A 19,010-nucleotide genomic window follows, 5' to 3' on the forward strand; every position below is an offset into this window, starting at 1 on the left:
CATGAAGGGGATCGAAGCAGCACTAGAGGGAAAGCCTTTCTTACCTCTCTAATTACAATTATTTTTCAGGGGTGCTCCGCACCCCTTTTTGCCATGCGTTTTTTCTGAGTACCTGAATAGTTACCTTCTTTTTACAACAAATACATTGTATGTTTATTATTTGCATTTTACTTTTGGTTCATATAGAAAAAGGAACCAAAGTGATTTTTCTCTATCAGGAACCTCTTACTATCAACAATAATAATCGTTTTAGATGGTAAAGAAATTTTGTTGAAAAAGTATAGAAAAATGCTTAATTGTTTAGTACCGAGAGTAAGGAACCAACCAATTACACTTTTAAATGAAGGACAGAGTTAACTTGGCTAATTTTATAATTAGTTATCACGTTTTATCTTATATAAACCTGAATTTCGAGTCTGTGGATAAATCAACTTATCCACAGACCTTGTTTTTAAATCATTGGATATTATTTACATAAATGGGTGCAATAACTCCAATTTTTATTATGTTTTTGTAAAATGCCTGTAACTTCCCCCTCCCCATTTAAGAGGCTTCTTTGGAAATATTTAACTGGTAATTATCATTCTAATTGCTGAATTTTCTGTAGCATTTTAGCCAACTATCAAAACGAGTAAATGTATTGCTGATTTTGAGTTTCCATTGTCTTGCATGTGTAACTAGAATAGCTGGAATTTCCCAGAATGTTCGCCTAAATCGCGAAATCGTATAAGACGAGAACGCTTCCTCACAACCCTCTTTACAAAACAAAATAAGGATATTATAAGCAATCATTTTCAACCATAAGTCGGCGAAGTTCGCATAAAATTCTTCACCCGACACATGGTCAGCTCCGAATCCGTTTTTTGCCTCTTTTATGTAGTTTTCCATGCATGCTCGATGGTTGTAAAATCGCCATATTTCGTCGCCTGAATCGGTCATATTTGTGACAATTGCTTGGTATTCCCAAAGGAATTCTTCACTTAAGTATGGCTCTTCAAAATCAGATGCTTCCGCCATTCGTATGAGAATAATGCGGCGTGACCTAGACCAAGTTTGGGCACGATGATTTATCTCTGTCCACTCAATAAATTTCGTACCTTCATACACACGGCACCACTTCTTTTCCAGCCCTTTTTTCACTAGAGATTTGAATAACTTTAACTTTCCTACGTAAAGGATTTCCTTTGGAACTCCAGTATCTAGATCGCGGTAGTCCTCAAAAAAACTTAGATGTACATCATTTGGAAATCCCTTATCAAATCTGGCCATAACGGATGCACCTGATGGGATGTGCCTTAATGATTCGATAGCAGCTTCAACCTTGCCATCTGAGGTGTAAGCTTTACCATTTCGTAGCTCGGCATACAAACATAAGCGACTTCGACCTTCGAATACTAAGAGAGGATGAAGACTCTTCTTCCCTGGGTTATGTGAATTGTAACCGACTTCAGCCCCTTGTTGATTTCCGTAGACGGTATTAACCGTAGAATCGAAGTCAAGAATAACCCGATCTTGATCACTTAAAATGCGCTGGGTTAGAGCCATATTCGTGTCTTCTAGTCCCTTTAAATCTTCGTTGGATTTAAAACGCCTAAGGTCATTATAATAGGTCGTGTAATCAGGTAGTTTATCCCAATTGAAAAACCTTTTTAGCAAAGTTTCCTCTTCAATATCTTCAAAGTGGGAGATGCGGTCTAGCCCTAACAACCGGCCTAAAATAAGTGCTAAAGATACATCTGATAATGGATATGTACCATTTTGTTTCTTTATCGAAAGGCTCGCCTCTAACAATCTCTTTATAGAGGATGTTCAAAAAGTACCCTCTTAAACAAAAAATGAGTATAGCAATATCCGACTATACTTCCATAATTGGAAATGAAAGTAAAATCATTAGAAGGCAGTATAATTAACTGAATTTTCATTTAACTAATACCTGAAAAAGGGCATACTTCCCCCTTGGACATAAATAGCTTTTTAAAAAAAGAAACTATCCGAAATCAGATGAAATTTAGACAACCAAAGGTAATGATATTTGTTCGACCTGCTGCCTTTGTAATCCCTTTATCTTTTCAACATGATTGCTAGGCCAGACTGTGGCCCTGACATGCTTGATGATACGTTTAATCAGGCGAAAAATATCTCTCATGATGAAAAACGATTGTACTTTTTCAGTTGTCTTTACGGGCACCTTTTTATGACGCAAGACGGAATCTAATTGATTGGATTCATGGGCAAATGCCAGTTCTACTTGCTTTCGAAAACGAAGCATTTCATCCTGCAATTCGGAACCTTGTGGTACAGGTCCATAAAAGAATGGATTTTCTTTAAATGAGAATCCAAACTGCTTGTCGCAAGTTCCCTGAAGGGGACAAGATATGCATTTGGTTTCATCACCATTAAACCAGGACGTATTGGTCTCTTTGTCAAATCCGTCCCAGAGCAAAGCATAACCTTCCTCGCATTCGGGTTTTCCTGTTGGGGAACATGATTCTGGAACGACCGTATTCTTTTTAAAGTCTGTTACTACTGCTACATCGTGTTCCAACAAGGATGCTGCCTGATCTTCCGCACTGAAATAGCCTAAATCAGCCACAAGGTAGTCTATCTTTAGATCGCCAATTTGCTTGAGTTTTTCAACCAATGGAAGTAAAACATCGATGTCAGCGGTATCTGGTGGCAGAATGATGGACAAAAGTACGATGGGCCCCGTTGGTGTAGGACATACGATAGAGTGTTTACGATACCCTATAAAAAACTTGTTTTGATTTGCCTTGTTACGTTGAAACCCCACTTTGGCGTCGGGATCCGAATATGTTTTCTCACAATCGCAAGTTTCTTTATTTTCGCAGTTACAGCGTTTCTTTTTATATCCATTCACAAGTGCATAAACTGACCTAGAATCAATGCCAGCAAGCGTTGGTTGTAAAAAGTCATCCAACTTTAATGCTTGACCAATGAGATTAAATAATATTTCATAAAACAACTCTGGTGTAACATATTTACGAAAATGACTTAAGCTACTGTGAGCAGGCACATCCTTTATGTTTGGTGTGCCAATGAAGTTGCGCCAAGCTTGATTTTTGGGTTCTACGAGCTGTCTGCATAATTCTCGAAAAGACGTAACTTCTGGGCAAGTAAAATACAAATAATGCATCCGAAAGTATACCCTCGGATCCACAGGAGGACGACCGCCGTACTTATAAAGTGGTTTGATTTTCTCTAATAAAATGGAATCGTCTACATGATCTATGTAATCTATGAGTTCAACATCAAACCCGAGTGTGTTATAATAGTGGAAAGGAATTAGTTCCAATTGTAATTCCATGAAAATGCACCTCGCAAACTGGTATTTTTGGTTGTTTTGTCACTCCAATTTTACCATATTTCGCTAAAGGTGCATTTTTTATTTTTGAAGATAGTAGGGGCTTTTTGAACACGCTCTTATATTGATTTTTTCGAGGTAATCAAGGAGAGGCAAAATGCCCCCATACGAAGTTGCATGTTCCAATGTGGGTTCGATAGAAACCCTTCCAATACTCGTTTGAAATGTGTTATAATTATTCACCAAAAGGTGCTCCTTTCTTTGGCTGATTTGGACTTCAGTAACCCTATTCTACCAAAGGTTGGAGCACTTTTTTATTCTTTTTTTAGATATTGCTTTCGAAATCTAGGATAAATAAAAAAATTGATTCCTCACAATATCTATTTGAAATTTTACTTATCATAATCGGATAATAAAGGTTTCCACACGCTAATCCGAATACCCGAAATTATATGGATGGATAGCCATTTATCATTGTTTTTCATCCTGGACAGCAACAGGAAAGGGCAGAGGCACCCTCTACCCTTCGACAAATACTAGCATAACCCCGAAATGGAAACCTACACTACTTATTCAACTAGTACAACACGAGTATTGCCAACCATGTCGTGAATCCCCTGCTTTTGGTCACTAAAGGCAACAATAATATACAGTAAAGTAGTAATAGCAAAGACACGATGAAAGAATCTTCCTACCACCTCTCGAAAAAAGAGGTCCATCCATGTGAGAGGCGCTGCATCCTCCCTAACTACTTTTAGACCAAAAATCATTTTTCCAAGTGTCTGATGAAACATTTTTGTCATGAAAAGAAAGTACACATAAAAGATGACCGCACTTAACATGCCAGTGGCAGTAAGCAGACCAATATCTATTACCTCTCCCTCATTAATAAAGCGAAATGGAAGAAGCAGGATGCCGTTTAAACTAAATACAATTAGTAAATCAGCCAAATATGCCCAAAAGCGCATCCAAAATCCTGCATATCTTACTTTAGCTGGTTCTTCGATATGCTCTACAAGCTGTTCACTCATTCCGACACCTCCTCCTTATTGGGAATATAAATACATCGCCTTTGGTCCATTGCTTTCGCGAAGTAAATCTTTAATGCCAATCAAATCAGTTTCTGAACCAAACAAACTTTTCATTGTACCACCAAAAAATTGTTGAAAACCAAATCCTTGTTCATATTCAACAACTTGCGGATTGTTTAGCTGTTGTTCCTTTGTCATCATTGCAATGGTGTCATCTAAGGAACCAAGTTCATCGACGAGGCCGACTTCTTTTGCTTGTTTTCCGGTATAGACTCGACCATCACCAAGCTCACGCACCCGCTCCTCAGGCATGTTTCGTCCTTCGACAATTACTTGAACAAAATCGTTGTACATGTCATCTACAATTGTTTGTAAAATCTCTCGTTCACTTTCCGTCATTTCGCGTGACATTGACATGATGTCCTTATATGGTCCACTTTTTATCGTATTAAAATCTATCCCCTGTTTATCCGCAAATTCTGCAAAATTAAAGCTTTCCATAATCACACCAATTGAACCAGTAATCGTTGCATTATGTGCAACAATTTTGTCAGCTGGTGCGGAAATGTAATAACCACCAGATGCCGCAGTATTACCCATTGAAACATAAATAGGCTTATTATATTCCTCTTTAATTTCGATTATTTTATCACGAATTTCAGCACTTTCGACCACACCACCACCAGGGGTATTGACGCGTAATACGATTCCTTTCACATTCTGGTCTTCTGCCGCTTTGTCAAGCATGTCCAAAAACCGTTTGTGGTTATAGGAGCTTGTGTTGATTACACTGCTTGCCGATGCTTCTTGAATCACTCCATTTAAATTGAGCACAGCGATTTTATTAGTAGTAGACCCTTTCTCTATCACTTTTTCACTTATATCATCATCGAGATCTTCCATCTTAAATACCGACTCAAAATCAGTCGTTGCTACACTAGCAGAAGCCTGTAACACCACTGAAACAATTAACAATGTCACAGCTATCGCTAATGCAACCCATCTTTTTCGACTCATATCAACCCTCCATTTCATAGTAAGAAAAGCGTAAGCGCCTTGATAGACTAAGACAGGCATAAGACAAGCCCTGACGTGGCGGTTTTTGCCACAGACGGGCTCGATTTGACCTTAAGGGGGATAGGTACTGCATGTCGTTCCAGCTTTCTATACTTCTATGAGTATTGACAACATCCAGTTTTCCGATACGTTTTATCTCCAAGCTTTATATGGGACATGAGGACTGTTTATTGTCCCTCCCCTTATTTTGATGGATTAGTTATTGCTCACCTATTCCTTTGTCCCAGCTGAATCCTATTTCGTTTAGGAAAGCTCGGGCTAGTAAAAGATGTCCTGATTCATTTGGATGAACTCGGTCCCATGCTAGTGATGCCGGATAAAGGTTTTCTAATACATGGTTAAACACAGCCTGTGTATCAATAAAATAGCAATTATTTTCTTCTGCAACCTGGCGAACAACAGCACCATATTGATCCATCGACTTCCGCATCCAGTCTGCTGGATTTGGCTCGATATAGTATGGCGTCATTAACACCAACCCTTCAACGTTGGGTTTAGTTTCTTTAACTAAATTGCTTAACGTCTCCATATATTCATCGATGTACACATGTTTTTCTTTAATAAACGGCGTATCATATTGTCTCCAAACGTCATTGATCCCTATCATGATCGACAACCAATCTGGTTTTTGGTCCTCCACATCCGCTTGCCATCTTTCCTTTAAATTGCGAACCGTGTTTCCCGATATCCCTTTATTGACAACACGAATTCCTAATTCCGGATACGTCGAGGTGAGGAATGCGCTTACAAGTGATACATAGCCATTGCCTAATGCACCAAATAGCCCCTCTCCTTCAGGCTTTGCTCGATCACAGTCTGTAATCGAATCCCCAATAAACAATAATTTTTGACCCTGCTTTAATTTCATATTTTAACAGCCTCCTAAACTAATAAACTTCCCTCTATTTTACAACCAACCCAACAGTCAGGCAACATGGAAAGGCTCTCCATTTTTTTAAATAGTCGTAATACAGAGAAACTATGGACCAATTATCTCCTAGATTAAATACTTAAAGTGTTCACGGCACAAGCGAACAAACAGCACACTAATGGCTTCAAACATTACAACAAACGCCAAAGACGTCCGGGCCGGATAGCATGACGTCTATACTAGCGTGTTATTTTCACAAAATGATTCATAGCTCACATGAAAAAGCACGTGAATTATTTTATCCTTCATTCACGTGCTTAAAACTTCTTATTGTATTTCTGCTATTCATTTTCCATTGCATTTTACTCAGGCGTATTTTTCGTTACATAGGTTTTGGCAATGAAATCATGAACCGCTCGCTTATCCTCCCTAATCGCCACCATGAAAACACTACAAATGAATGCGATTCCAAAGGTAATAATGTAAACAAAACCAGCTACTAAATATCTCATTAACATTGTACCAATTGTAACGTTACTTCCATCCAATTTAACAATTCGATTGCCCGCTACTTTTCTTCCAATCGTATAGCCCGACCAAATAACCGGTACAATCAAGTAATAGAGTGCTGAAAGTAAATCAATCGGATTATAGCCTTCATTTTTAAAGCCACCATAAACAATAGCCGAAATTAAACTGATCACAATACTTAATATAATCCCGTCAACTAAAGCAGAACCAAATCTGTTCCAAAAACCAGCTGGATTATTAACATTCAAGTAGACACCCTCTTCCTTTTTCAATTTTTTAGCATATTTTACCATATGCGAACATTGTTCAATCATTCCTATTTTATGAATACTATCAAATATCATGAAAGATTACATCGTTACTGTGTGGCTGTTTTTTCCTTTACCCTAAAAATAATGTAAAAAGGGAACGAAACACGGGGCTGCTTTCTTGTCCCAAACCTAAAAACAGACCAAGGGCCAGGTATACAAATCGTTATACCTGGCCCTATTAAATCAAATCCTACTATCATTTTAGTTCGCATCCGCTACCTCAAACTGACTAAAATATAAATCGGCGTAGAATCCATTTTGTTCAAGAAGCTGGTGATGCGTGCCTTGTTCGATAATATCCCCATGATTCATCACCAAAATCAAGTCGGCATCTTTAATTGTTGACAGGCGATGCGCAATAATAAAACTTGTTCGATTTTCCATTAACCTGTTCATCGCTTTTTGAATATGAAGCTCTGTTCGTGTATCGACACTACTTGTTGCTTCATCTAAAATTAGTATTTTAGGGTCTGAGATTATTGCCCTTGCAATCGTTAGCAGCTGTTTTTGACCATGCGAAAGATTGGTTGCATCTTGGCTTAAAACTGTGTCATATCCATCAGGTAGTTTTCGGATAAAATCATCGGCATACGCAGCACCTGCTGCTTGTTTGATTGCTTCATCAGTCGTTTCTTTTTTTCCATAGGCAATATTTTCACGGATTGTTCCATGAAATAACCATGTATCCTGCAGTACCATCGCAAATAAACTACGTGCTTGCTCCCTCGATAATTGTTTTAAATCAATCCCATCAATTAATATTCGACCACTAGTTAAATCATAAAATCGCATCAGTAGATTGATTAACGTAGTCTTCCCTGCTCCAGTTGGACCAACGACGGCCACGGTTTGTCCTGCTTTAATATCAAGATGAATATCTTTCATCAACAACGAGTCCGCTTCATAGCCGAAACTGACATGTTCAAAGGTTACCCTTCCTTTGATAGCATCTAAATCGACAGGAGCATCTGTCTCTTTCTGTTCTTCTTCCTCGTCTAATAAATCAAAAACACGTTCAGCAGACGCAAGCGCATTCTGAATCATATTTGCAATACTTGCGACCTGCATCATCGGTTGGGTTATTTGTTTGGAATATTGGAGAAACGCTTGTACATTACCAATCAAAATACTACCATTCAGCACAAAGACCCCACCCAATATACTGACAAATACAAAGCCTAAGTTCCCAACAAAATTCATCAACGGGAACATAATTCCTGAGATAAACTGTGCTTTTTGGCTAACTTTATATAAATCTTCATTCAGCTCATCAAACCGGGCAATCGACTGCGCTTCATAGCTATAAGCCTTAACAATCTGATGGCCAGAATACATTTCTTCCACATGACCGTTTAGTTTACCAAGGCCTTTTTGTTGCTGCTTGAAAAACGTTTGTGATTTTGAAAAAATAAAGCGAATAATCACAAAGCTAAGCGGAATCGTAAGGGCAAAGACAATGGTTAATAACGGACTAATCACAAGCATCATTACAATAATTCCGACAACCGTTACAACAGAAGTAATGATTTGCGTTAACCCTTGCTGAAATGAATTGTTAATATTATCAATATCATTGACAGCTCTACTTAATAGGTCTCCATGCGAATGCTGATCGAAATAACGTGTCGGCAGTTTAGCCAATTTATTGTTAACCTCTTTTCGTAGTGAGGCAACTGCTCGCTGCGAAACTCCGGCCATTAAATACACTTGCAAGAATGAAAATAACGATGACAGGATATAAAGCACGATTAAAAAGATTACTAGTTGACCAAGATAGCCAAAATTGACCGCTGTATTGGTCGTTACACTATCAAATATAGAAGTGGTTGCATTCCCTAACACCTTTGGACTATACACATTAAATAAGGTCGAAATAATGCTAGCAATCACAACCACGATTAGGATTTTCCAATCAGGTTTTAAGTAGTGTGCAAGACGGATAAATGTTCCTTTAACATCTCTAGGTTTGTTAAGCTGGTTCTGTCCGTTTGGAGAAGTAACAATTTTTTCTTTTTCACTCATGATACTTCTCCCTCCATTTTTTGTGATTCGATAATCTCTTGGTAAACAGTATTTGTTTCTTTCAAATAATCGTGCGTCCCTATCCCAACAATTTTCCCTTCGTTTAACACAATTATTTGGTCCGCGTCCATGACAGAGTTAATCCGCTGGCCGACAATAATGATGGTTGCCTCTATTTTTTCCTTTAACATCCGCCTTAATTTCGCGTCTGTTTTATAATCCAACGCGGAAAAACTATCGTCGAAAATAAAGATGTCTGGGTTACGAACAAGTGCTCGCGCAATTGACAAACGTTGCTTTTGACCGCCAGATAAATTGGCTCCAGCCTGATTGAGCGCAGTATCAATTCCTTGTTCCTTTTCCTGCACAAATTCAAGCGCTTGGGCAATCGTAAGTGCTTCGATGATTTCAGCTTCTGTTGCCGTTTTTTTACCGAGTCGGATATTTTCCGCTATCGTCCCGCTAAATAAGGAAGCTTTCTGCGGGACATAGCCAATCTTTGCGCGTAATTCGTGTTGTTTCCACTCGCGGACATCAATCCCTTCGACTAGGACATGCCCCTCATCGGGATTGAAAAAACGTGGAATCAACTGGACGAGTGTTGATTTTCCTGAGCCAGTACTCCCAATAATTGCAGTTGTTTGACCAGGAATTACCTCAAATGAAATAGCTTCAACTGCAGCTTTCTCTGCTCCTTGATAGCGATACGAAACATTTTTGAATTGGATATGGCCTTTTGGTGTTACCTGTTTACTAGATTCGTCAGGGTCTTTGACTGTTGCCTCTTCTTGTAAAACCTCACCAATTCGTTTGGCAGATGCTTGGGCACGCGGAATCATCATAAAGGCAAACGATAGCATCACAAATGCCATAAAGATCATTAATGCATATTGTAAGAAGGCCATCATATTCCCAACCTGTGTCATACCTTGATCAATTCGAATTGCTCCGAACCAGATAATTGCAATGTTCGTCAAGTTCATAATAATTTGCAAAAAAGGAAACAGCAATGCCATCGTTTGATTAACCTTTATCCCTGTGTCTCGGAACTCCTCATTCGCCTTGTTAAACCGCTTTTTTTCGTAACTCACTTGGTTAAAGGCACGAATGACACGCGTTCCAGTCAAGCTTTCTCTTATTACTAAATTTAAGCGATCTGTCTTCTCTTGGAGGATAGCAAAAAGGGGCATCGCTCTTTTGTTAATTAGGGCAATGATTATTACAAGTAACGGTAAAGCAACAAGAAAAATCAAGCTTAGTTTCGGTTCACGGCTCACCGCTAAGATTATCCCACCAACTAGCATTAGTGGTGCTCGGGTTGCCATCCCTAACAGCATTTGCAAAACATCTTGGACTTGCTTAATGTCATTAGTTGTTCTCGTAATGAGCGACGCCGGTCCAAATTTATTCATCGTTTCAACCGAGAACTGCTCTACACTAACAAACAATCCACGCCGGACGTCTCTACCAAACCCGACTGCGATTTTAGAAGAAACATAACTACTAGTTATTGTGACAATAATCGCTAAAATACTCAATACTAACATCATGCCACCAGTCATTAGGATGTAAGCAATATCTGAATTGACAATCCCAATGTCAACTACGTTTGCCATTAACGTTGGGATATACAACTCAAACAAGGTGCCCGCTAGCGTTAGAGCGATTACAATAACAATCAGCCACTTATAGGGCTTTAAATAGTTTAAAACAGTATGCATAGTGGAACACTCTTTTCTTTTTTAGTCAATATTACTAATCTAAATGTTTGGAACAAAATGGTAACAAGAGTTCTCTTCTATTTTACTTCGAGCCTTTGATTAAAACAACAATGTTTTTAACCGACTAATCGCAAAAAATTCTATTCTATCATTCGAACAACTTTCTTATCTATTAAAAAATCGACAAGTAGCCTATTGCACTTGTCGATCATCACCTTATTCCACTAGTTACCTATCACTTCATTCCCGTTAGGACAATTCCTTTAATTATTTGTTTTTGGAAGAACAAGAAAACAATGATTAGTGGGATGACGGAGATGGTAGCGCCCGCCATAATTAGTTCCCAGTACTCTTGATTTTCACTCGAGAAAAAGGCAAGGCCTACCGGTAGTGTACGCATCCCTGTTGACTCGATAACAAGTAGGGGCCACAAAAATGCATTCCAGTTTCCTAAGAAGGAAAATATACAAAGTGCCGATAATGCTGGTCGCACCTGAGGAATTGCAACCTTTACAAAAATACCAAATTCACGCATACCGTCAATTCGTGCAGCATCCAACAAATCATCAGGGATGGATTCCATAAACTGGCGCATTAAAAAAATACCAAATGCTGAAATAACCCCTGGAAACATAATGCCCCAATAACTATCGACCCAACCAAACTCCGTTGACATCATATACCAAGGAATAACCAACATCTCAGTTGGGATCATTAACGTGCTTAAAATAGCAACAAAGATAATGTTTTTACCTGGGAAAGAGAATTTGGCAAGAATATAACCTACCAACGTGTCAAAAATCGCTACACTGAGCGTAGTAATAATTGCAATAATTAAACTGTTTAGGAACCATTTTAAAAATAATGTGTCCCCAATAATTTTTTGATAGTTTTGGATCGTTGGATTTTCCGGGATGATATCCAATGTGAACACTTCTAGTGGTAGTTTAAATGATGTGGAGATCATCCATATAAAAGGAAAGAGCATGATTAGCGATCCGGCAGTAAGTAGGAAATAGACGAGAAAGCTTTTCCAACCTTTTTTCATTATTCTCTTAACCTCCCATTCTATTCGTATTGTAATTAATAATCAAAGCGCTTAGTAAGTACTTTCATTTGGAATAATGTAATGAGAAAAATAATCAAGAATAGGATAACTGTTGCAGCGGAAGCATAACCCATCTCGAATTTTTGAAAGGCTAACTCGTAAATGTAATACACAATCGTCATCGTTGAGTTTAGTGGCCCTCCACCTGTCATGTTTTCAATTTGTGTAAAAGATTGCAAGAAACTTATCGTAGCAATAACTGCTGAAAAGACAATGGTTGGATTTAACAACGGAAGTGTAATTTTGCTTAATTTCTGCCAACCATTTGCCCCATCAATGTCAGCCGCCTCATAAAACATGTTCGGTATATTTTCCAACCCCGCTAGAAAAATGACGATTTGAAAGCCAAGTCCTTGAAAGATTATAGTTCCGATTACTAAATAGATTGCTTGATTTGGGTCCTGCAAAAATAATTGCTTTTCAAACCCAAGGTTAAGTAATATATTGTTTAAGATGCCATTGTTCATAAGAATCCATTTAAAAATCCAACTAATTGCAACCGCGCTCGTGATGTAAGGGATAAAATAAATGACACGAAATAAACCAACAAACCGGTTAACTCGTTGCAGTAGTAAGGAAACAATTAAACCTAAAATCATTTGCCCAATTACACCAACAAGTACATATATACCAGTGTTTTGTAGTGCACGGAGAAATACTTCGTCTTGAAATAAGGATGTATAGTTTGAAAGTCCAACAAACGGCTGCTCAGGCGATAAGATTTTCCATTCATGAAAGCCAACATTAAACGTGTATAGCATCGGAAGTAAGCGGATCGATAAAAAAAAGACGACCGGTACAAACAGACAACTATAAATGAAGATATACTTTTGTTGCTTTAATGTTACATGTCTCTTTTTAGTTCTTTTAGGCTCAACCTTTGTATTCAACTCCAGATTTGACATGTTACCCCCCCTATAGTCTTTTTTCTTTTCCTATAAAAATAGAGAGACTAAAAGAGAAGTTTTAGTCTCTCACTCATTTAATTATTCACGATTTTCCCAATATTCATCGAAGAGTTGTTGTGTTTTATCAACTAGCTCTTGATAGGCTTCTTCAATCGTCGCTTGTTCTAGTAATACTTTATCAGCAGCATTAGTAACTAATTCTCTCTCTTCTTTTTCATCAACAAAGAAATGCGCATTTGCTACTGGAAGCTGCTTAATGAAAGGTCCTTTTAGTTCATCATTTAAATATTTATCCTGTAATGCAACATCTTGTTTAGCCGGTAATTCCCCGATTTCTTCAATCCAACGTTCCATTACTTCTTTACTCGTTAAAAATTCCAAAAATTTCGTTGCAGCTTCTAGCTTTTTGCCTTCAACACCGGCTACAATCCCATTTGTCCAAAACGATGCTTGTGTTGCTTCTTCCTTATAAGACGGTAATGGTGCTGTTCCATAATTTAAATCTGGTGCGTCATTTGCAAGTGTACCTAATCGGAACGAGCCATCAATATTCATTGCTGCATTACCTGTTTTAAATGCAGTCACGTCGTCATTATAGAAGTTTTGCTCACCGACTTTATGCTTTGTTGCAAGCTCCATCATAAAGCGGAATGCCTCAAGACCAGCATCTGTTTCATCCCAAAGAATTTCTTTACGGTCTTCACTAACGCCTTGACCACCAGCTTGATATACAAGGGCATCGCGGAACCAGTTGTGTAACTGACCACCAGGCTCAAAGGCCATACCTTCAGTAACTAATTGGCCATTTTCATCACGTTCTGTTAACTGTTTAGCATAGCTCACCAGCTCATCCCATGTTTTTGGTGGGGCATCCAAGCCTGCTTTTTCAAATAAATCTTTATTATAGAACAACGCTAACGTTCTAACTGCAGTAGGAATTGTCCAATACTCCCCGTCAAGCTTTGTTGCATTAACTAATGGGAAAAATTCCTCCTCAATAAATTCCGGTGAAAACGGGTCTTGTGGTAGCGGCTGCAAGAAGCCAGAATCGACATACTTTGGAACCCAACCATAATACAGATTTATCACATCTGGTCCACGACCGGCTGGAACTAGTGTTGCAACTTTTTCGTTGTATTGCTCATATGGAAAATTTGTTTGCGTTACTTTAATGTTTGGATTTTGCTCTTCAAATTCTTTAATCAGTTCATCCATCAATTGAACCTTTGAATCGTAATTATATTGCCAATATTCAATTTCAACCACGTCATTCTCTGAGCCTTCCGAACCTGCTGTACTTTCTGCATTATCTCCCTCAGATGAATCACCCGAGCCTGCTGTCTCTTCCCCGCCGCCTGAACACGCAGCTAGAAAAGCAAACAATACGAAAACAATCGTTACCATCCACTTTTTCATGCCTTTTCCCCCTTAAAGATTTATGTATATTAACCCATGAGATACATGGAAAAATACCTAGTAACAGGCAAATTGCTTTCCATTTAATGTAACTTTAATTTTTCAGGATAACGCTGTAGCTGTTTATCCACTTGGTTGATAAAGCGATGTACCTCGTTAACTGACTTGCATGCCTTCTGATGTTGCCTACTTACCTCACTTTTACTCGGCCCACCTGTTACGGACCGAACCTGGACAAACTGGTTTGGATCAATCGCCAGTTTAAAGTCCTCGTCAGTAAGGTTTAAGGGTACATTTAGTTTTTTAGCTACTTGATTTACCATAGCAGCATTTCCATCTGCTAATGTTTGCTTCTCTTTCGTTAACTGTGTGACAAAGCTTGAGACAACCTGATGGGCAGTTCGAAATGGTAATTGATAATTACGAACTAATAGATCAGCTAGCTCTGTAACCGTAGAAAAACCATTAGCACACCGCTCATAAAGAATTTCTTTATTGACCTGCATACATGCTATGATCTCCGTTAGTAAATCATAAATTGTAACACTATTTTCAAACCCTTCAGCCAAGATTGGTTGAATGTCATCGCCAATGTCAACGATGTCACCAAATGGAACACTATGAGACATATAAGTAATGCCCTGTAGCCCACCAATCGCGCGACTAATTTGTGCCCGACAATGTTCTAATGCTGACGGATTTCGTTTTTGCGGCATAATACTCGATGTTTGAACATGTTGTTCATCTAAAAGAATCCCATTTGTCTCATTCGTTGCTAAAAATAAAAGATCATAGACAACTCGAGACAAAGTCGACAGCGAAATAGATAAAAAACTTGCTGCCTCTAGCATGTAATCATTTGCAGCTATTGCATCATAGGAATTTTCAATTATCCCGTTAAATCCTAGCAGTTCTGCCATTCTACCCCGGTCAATTGGAAAACCGGTTGTACCTAATGCAGCTGCACCCATTGGTGATAAGTTTATTTTTTGATACAAATCTCGTCCTCGTTGTATATCACGGGCAAGATGTGCATTTATTGCTAGTAAGTAGTGGGCAAGGGTTGTTGGTTGGGCTTGTTGATTGTGGGTATAGGCAGGCATAACTGTATCTTTATGTTTTTCTACTAAAGCTAGAATGACAGATTGCAAGCGTGTAATCCTTTTCATTACTGTATTGACTTGCTTTCGCCAACACATACGAAACATCGTCGCATCCATATCATTTCGGCTGAATGCAATATGGATATCGCCTACAATTTTTTTACCAAATTTTTCTTCTAATTCTGCTTCTATCATAAAAAATAAATCTTCATATTGCGAATTATATGCTTGCTTGAAGGTTGGTTTTGTATGTAATTTCTGTAAATAGTCAACAATGGGGACTGCTTCTTCGACTTTTAAAAGATTTTGCTCTGTTAACATAATAATATGGGCAATGTTTACCTCGACAATATACGGAAAATAAAATTCATTCGTAAAATCATAAGTAGGCTGCAAAATAGTTTTGATGTAAGTATCAGATCGAACCAACAAACTCATCCTTTCTCTTTACAAAACAACAGATTTATTCACTTTATTCCAATTATACCCTTTATATAAGATTATGTCCTGATAAGAAACTTCATGAACAATAACTTAACACAAACAATTTATTGAGCAAAAAGTTTTACATGATTGTTCGTTTTGATTATGATTACTTTTAGACTTTTTTTTAGGAGGAAAAGAATAATGACTAAAGATAATCAGCAACTGTTATCTTCCTATACACTTCCCAATGGAGTGGAACTTAAAAATCGAATGGTTATGGCACCGATGACGAACTTTTCGTCTAATCCGGATGGAACGGTGACGGATGCAGAGGTAAACTATTACGCACGCCGTTCAGCTGGGGTGAGTATGGTTGTTACTGCCTGTACTAATGTTACTCGAAATGGCCAAGGGTTTCCTGGTGAATTTGCTGCCTATAGTGATGACTTCATTCCTAGTTTAACTCAGTTAGCTACAGCGATTAAAAAGCAAGGTGCGAAAGCGATTCTGCAAATTTTCCATGGCGGTCGGATGTGTCCACCTGATTTAGTCGATGGCGACGTCGTTAGCGCAAGTGCAATTCCTGCAGAAGGCGACGACAAACCTATTCCAAGAGCCCTATCGGAAAAAGAGGTCGACGATATGATCGAAGCCTTTGGTGAAGCAACTCGTCGTGCAATTGAAGCAGGCTATGACGGGGTAGAAATTCATGGAGCAAATACCTACCTAATTCAACAATTTTTCTCACCGCATTCCAACCGTAGAGAAGACCGTTTTGGGGGTAGCTTGGAAAAACGGATGACATTTCCGTTAGCCATCGTGGAAAAAGTAAAAAATGTTATAGAAAAATATGCCAAAGAGTCGTTCATCGTTGGGTACCGTTTTTCACCAGAAGAACCGGAAACACCTGGAATTACGATGGATCAGACCTTGGCTTTCGTAGATAAACTTTCAGATCAGGGGGTAGACTATTTGCACGTATCGCTTCAAGACTTCCATTCTACGCCTAGAAGAGGTGTGGAAGATTTGGATAAGACACGCATTGACTACTTACTTGAAACGATTAATGGTCGTGTACCACTTATTGGAGTAGGGTCTATTTATACAGCGGAAGATGCAAACAGCGCATTCAACACAGGTGTTCCATTATTAGCATTAGGAAGAGAGCTCATCATTGATCCTGATTGGGTACAAAAAGTAACAGAAGGTAAAGAAGATACAATTGTCACAACGATCAACAAAAACAACCAGGAACAACTCGTCATTCCTGATCCATTGTGGAATGCTATTATTAACACACCAGGATGGTTCCCAGGCGTTTAATGAAGAAAAGCGGAAGCGCCTTGGTAGACCCCGACAAGCTTAAGCAGAAAATCTATGTGTCGCTCTTTGACAAAGATTTTCTGCTTAAGACCTCGAGGGGCTAGGCGCTGAAGCTAGACAATAGAAAAGCGGAAGCGCCTTGCTCACCCCTGAAAAGCGTAAGACAAGCCACGTAATGGCGGTCTTTGCCATGTAGAGGATTGTCTTACGACTCGAAGGGGTAGGCGCTGAAGCTAGACAATAGAAAAGCGGAAGCGCCTTGGTAGATCCTGTATATATTGTTAAAAAACCAGGTACTACTTCGCGGACAATTGTCCATGAAGTAGTACCTGGTCGCTTTATACGCTACTTTTAATTGGTTGTTGCGTATCGTCCACTTTGATTGGCGCTTTCCGGACTAACATAAAATAAGATAAGAAGGCTAATAGGCTCGCTGAGAAGATAACAATCCCCATTGGAATAGCTGTGTCCTCCCCCGCAATTCCCGCAAGTGGTGCTGCTAAAGATCCGAGCACAAATGGTAAGACCCCTAATAAGGCTGATGCACTACCAGCAATATGTCCTTTTGTTTCGATAGCCATAGAAAAAGAAGATGTTGCAATGATACTAATCGAAGCAACTAGAAAGAAAATAGGAATCGCAACAGCTACTAATGGTGCTTTTAACAGAAGTGCGGTCAATAATAATACCGCAGCAGAATTAGAAATCGCTAGCCCTATCTTTAAAAATGTCTTCTCAGAAACGATTGATACACGACCAACAACTTGTGTACCGATGATTAACCCAACACCATTTATGCCAAATAAGAAACTAAAAGTCTGCGGTGAGACACCATAAATATTTTGATAAACAAATGGAATACCGGATACATAGGCAAAAATTCCGGCAATCGTAAATCCTTGTGTAAAAGCATAGCCTGAAAATTCACGGTCCTTTAATAACGAACCAAAATTTCCGACTACTTTTTTGAAATCACTTGGTATTCTTTTTTCCGTTGGTAAAGTTTCCTCAAGCTTCCACGCTACTGTTAGCGTTAAAATCAAACTTACAGTAGCCAAGACAAGGAATACTACTTTCCAATTGGAAAAGGTAAGAATAGCACCGCCTACTATCGGCGCAACGATCGGTCCAAGATTTCCAATTAACATCAACGTTGCAAAAAACTTCGTTAATTCCCGTCCACTGTAGACATCACGAACGACTGCTCTTGAAATAACAAGTCCACCAGCAGCAGCAAAGCCTTGGATGAAACGTGCAACAATTAATGTATAGATATTAGGTGCAATCGCACAAATTAACGAGGATAGTAAATATAAGCTAAGAAAAATAATTAATGGTTTACGGCGACCTTGCACATCACTCATTGGGCCGATAATTAACTGCCCTATGCCTAGTCCTAACAAGGTAGTAGTCAAACTTATTTGCACTAAAGAAGCATTTGTACCAAAGTCTTCTACAATTGTTGGAAATGAAGGTAAGTACATATCAATTGTGAACGGACCTAATAAAGAAAGTGATCCCAATAGAAAAGCGAGCTGTAACCGTTTTGTTTTTGTCAATGTATCCAAAATATCTAACACCTTTCAACATATAATTTGTGATCAACTAAGAATTGGAGACTAGCTAATTAGCTTAAATAAATTTATTAGAGGTTGAACGAAAATATAACTAATATTGTTTACCTTTAACAGTGTATAACTTTAGCGAAGATTTTTCACTAATTTTATGATAAAACGATAATAATCTTTACAAAAAGGTACCAGGGCCTATCTATGGACATTTGCCCACAGGTAGTTCCTGGTACCTTGCTCAACAATGAATTATTTACTTTGGTTTATCA

At 38.6% G+C, this 19,010-nt stretch carries 14 protein-coding genes; 1 reads left to right on the top strand and 13 read right to left on the bottom strand.

All coding sequences use genetic code 11. From position 1 onward, the window contains the following. Positions 1–585 precede the first annotated feature (585 nt). From NC799_RS16395 to argH, 12 genes are all read right to left on the bottom strand, one after another. Positions 586–1,791: an IS1380 family transposase gene (locus NC799_RS16395; RefSeq protein WP_272447522.1), complete on the bottom strand. Its 1,206-nt coding sequence runs from the start codon at positions 1,789–1,791 to the stop codon at positions 586–588. Between the two features lie 217 nt (positions 1,792–2,008). Further along, positions 2,009–3,325 carry a transposase gene (locus NC799_RS16400; protein ID WP_272447523.1) on the bottom strand — a complete coding sequence of 439 codons (1,317 nt, stop codon included), beginning with the start codon at positions 3,323–3,325 and terminating at the stop codon, positions 2,009–2,011. A 566-nt stretch (positions 3,326–3,891) separates the two neighbouring features. After that, entirely contained in the window at positions 3,892–4,353 is a 462-nt protein-coding gene (locus tag NC799_RS16405; protein ID WP_272447524.1) for an RDD family protein, read from the bottom strand. A gap of 15 nt (positions 4,354–4,368) precedes the next feature. Further along, positions 4,369–5,370, bottom strand: a complete 1,002-nt coding sequence (gene sppA, locus NC799_RS16410; protein WP_272447525.1) for a signal peptide peptidase SppA — start codon at positions 5,368–5,370, stop codon at positions 4,369–4,371. Positions 5,371–5,629: 259 nt separating this feature from the next. Further along, positions 5,630–6,298, bottom strand: a complete 669-nt coding sequence (locus tag NC799_RS16415) for an SGNH/GDSL hydrolase family protein (protein ID WP_272447526.1) — start codon at positions 6,296–6,298, stop codon at positions 5,630–5,632. A gap of 365 nt (positions 6,299–6,663) precedes the next feature. Continuing rightward, a complete protein-coding gene (locus NC799_RS16420) occupies positions 6,664–7,176 on the bottom strand; it encodes an RDD family protein (RefSeq protein WP_272447527.1) in 513 nt (170 codons plus the stop codon). Positions 7,177–7,344: 168 nt separating this feature from the next. Then, complete coding sequence (locus tag NC799_RS16425; RefSeq protein ID WP_272447528.1) at positions 7,345–9,165, bottom strand: ABC transporter ATP-binding protein; 1,821 nt, start codon at positions 9,163–9,165, stop codon at positions 7,345–7,347. Further along, the gene (locus NC799_RS16430; RefSeq protein ID WP_272447529.1) at positions 9,162–10,886 is read right to left on the bottom strand and encodes an ABC transporter ATP-binding protein; all 1,725 of its coding nucleotides are present in this window, start codon (positions 10,884–10,886) and stop codon (positions 9,162–9,164) included. Before NC799_RS16430 ends, NC799_RS16425 begins: the two co-directional genes overlap by 4 nt. Before the next feature lie 235 nt (positions 10,887–11,121). Then, complete coding sequence (locus NC799_RS16435; protein WP_272447530.1) at positions 11,122–11,934, bottom strand: carbohydrate ABC transporter permease; 813 nt, start codon at positions 11,932–11,934, stop codon at positions 11,122–11,124. A gap of 35 nt (positions 11,935–11,969) precedes the next feature. Next, a complete protein-coding gene (locus tag NC799_RS16440) occupies positions 11,970–12,899 on the bottom strand; it encodes a carbohydrate ABC transporter permease (protein WP_272447531.1) in 930 nt (309 codons plus the stop codon). Between the two features lie 81 nt (positions 12,900–12,980). After that, complete coding sequence (locus tag NC799_RS16445; RefSeq protein ID WP_272447532.1) at positions 12,981–14,318, bottom strand: extracellular solute-binding protein; 1,338 nt, start codon at positions 14,316–14,318, stop codon at positions 12,981–12,983. Positions 14,319–14,401: 83 nt separating this feature from the next. Then, entirely contained in the window at positions 14,402–15,850 is a 1,449-nt protein-coding gene (gene argH, locus NC799_RS16450) for an argininosuccinate lyase (protein WP_272447533.1), read from the bottom strand. A 198-nt stretch (positions 15,851–16,048) separates the two neighbouring features. Between argH and NC799_RS16455 the strand changes: the two genes are divergently transcribed. Continuing rightward, complete coding sequence (locus NC799_RS16455; protein ID WP_272447534.1) at positions 16,049–17,170, top strand: NADH-dependent flavin oxidoreductase; 1,122 nt, start codon at positions 16,049–16,051, stop codon at positions 17,168–17,170. A gap of 338 nt (positions 17,171–17,508) precedes the next feature. Here the strand turns inward: NC799_RS16455 and NC799_RS16460 are convergent, their stop codons facing one another. Further along, positions 17,509–18,738, bottom strand: a complete 1,230-nt coding sequence (locus NC799_RS16460) for a Bcr/CflA family multidrug efflux MFS transporter (protein WP_272447535.1) — start codon at positions 18,736–18,738, stop codon at positions 17,509–17,511. Between the last annotated feature and the right edge of the window lie 272 nt (positions 18,739–19,010).

The organism is Aquibacillus salsiterrae (assembly GCF_028416595.1).
Taxonomy (GTDB): domain Bacteria; phylum Bacillota; class Bacilli; order Bacillales; family Amphibacillaceae; genus Aquibacillus_A; species Aquibacillus_A salsiterrae.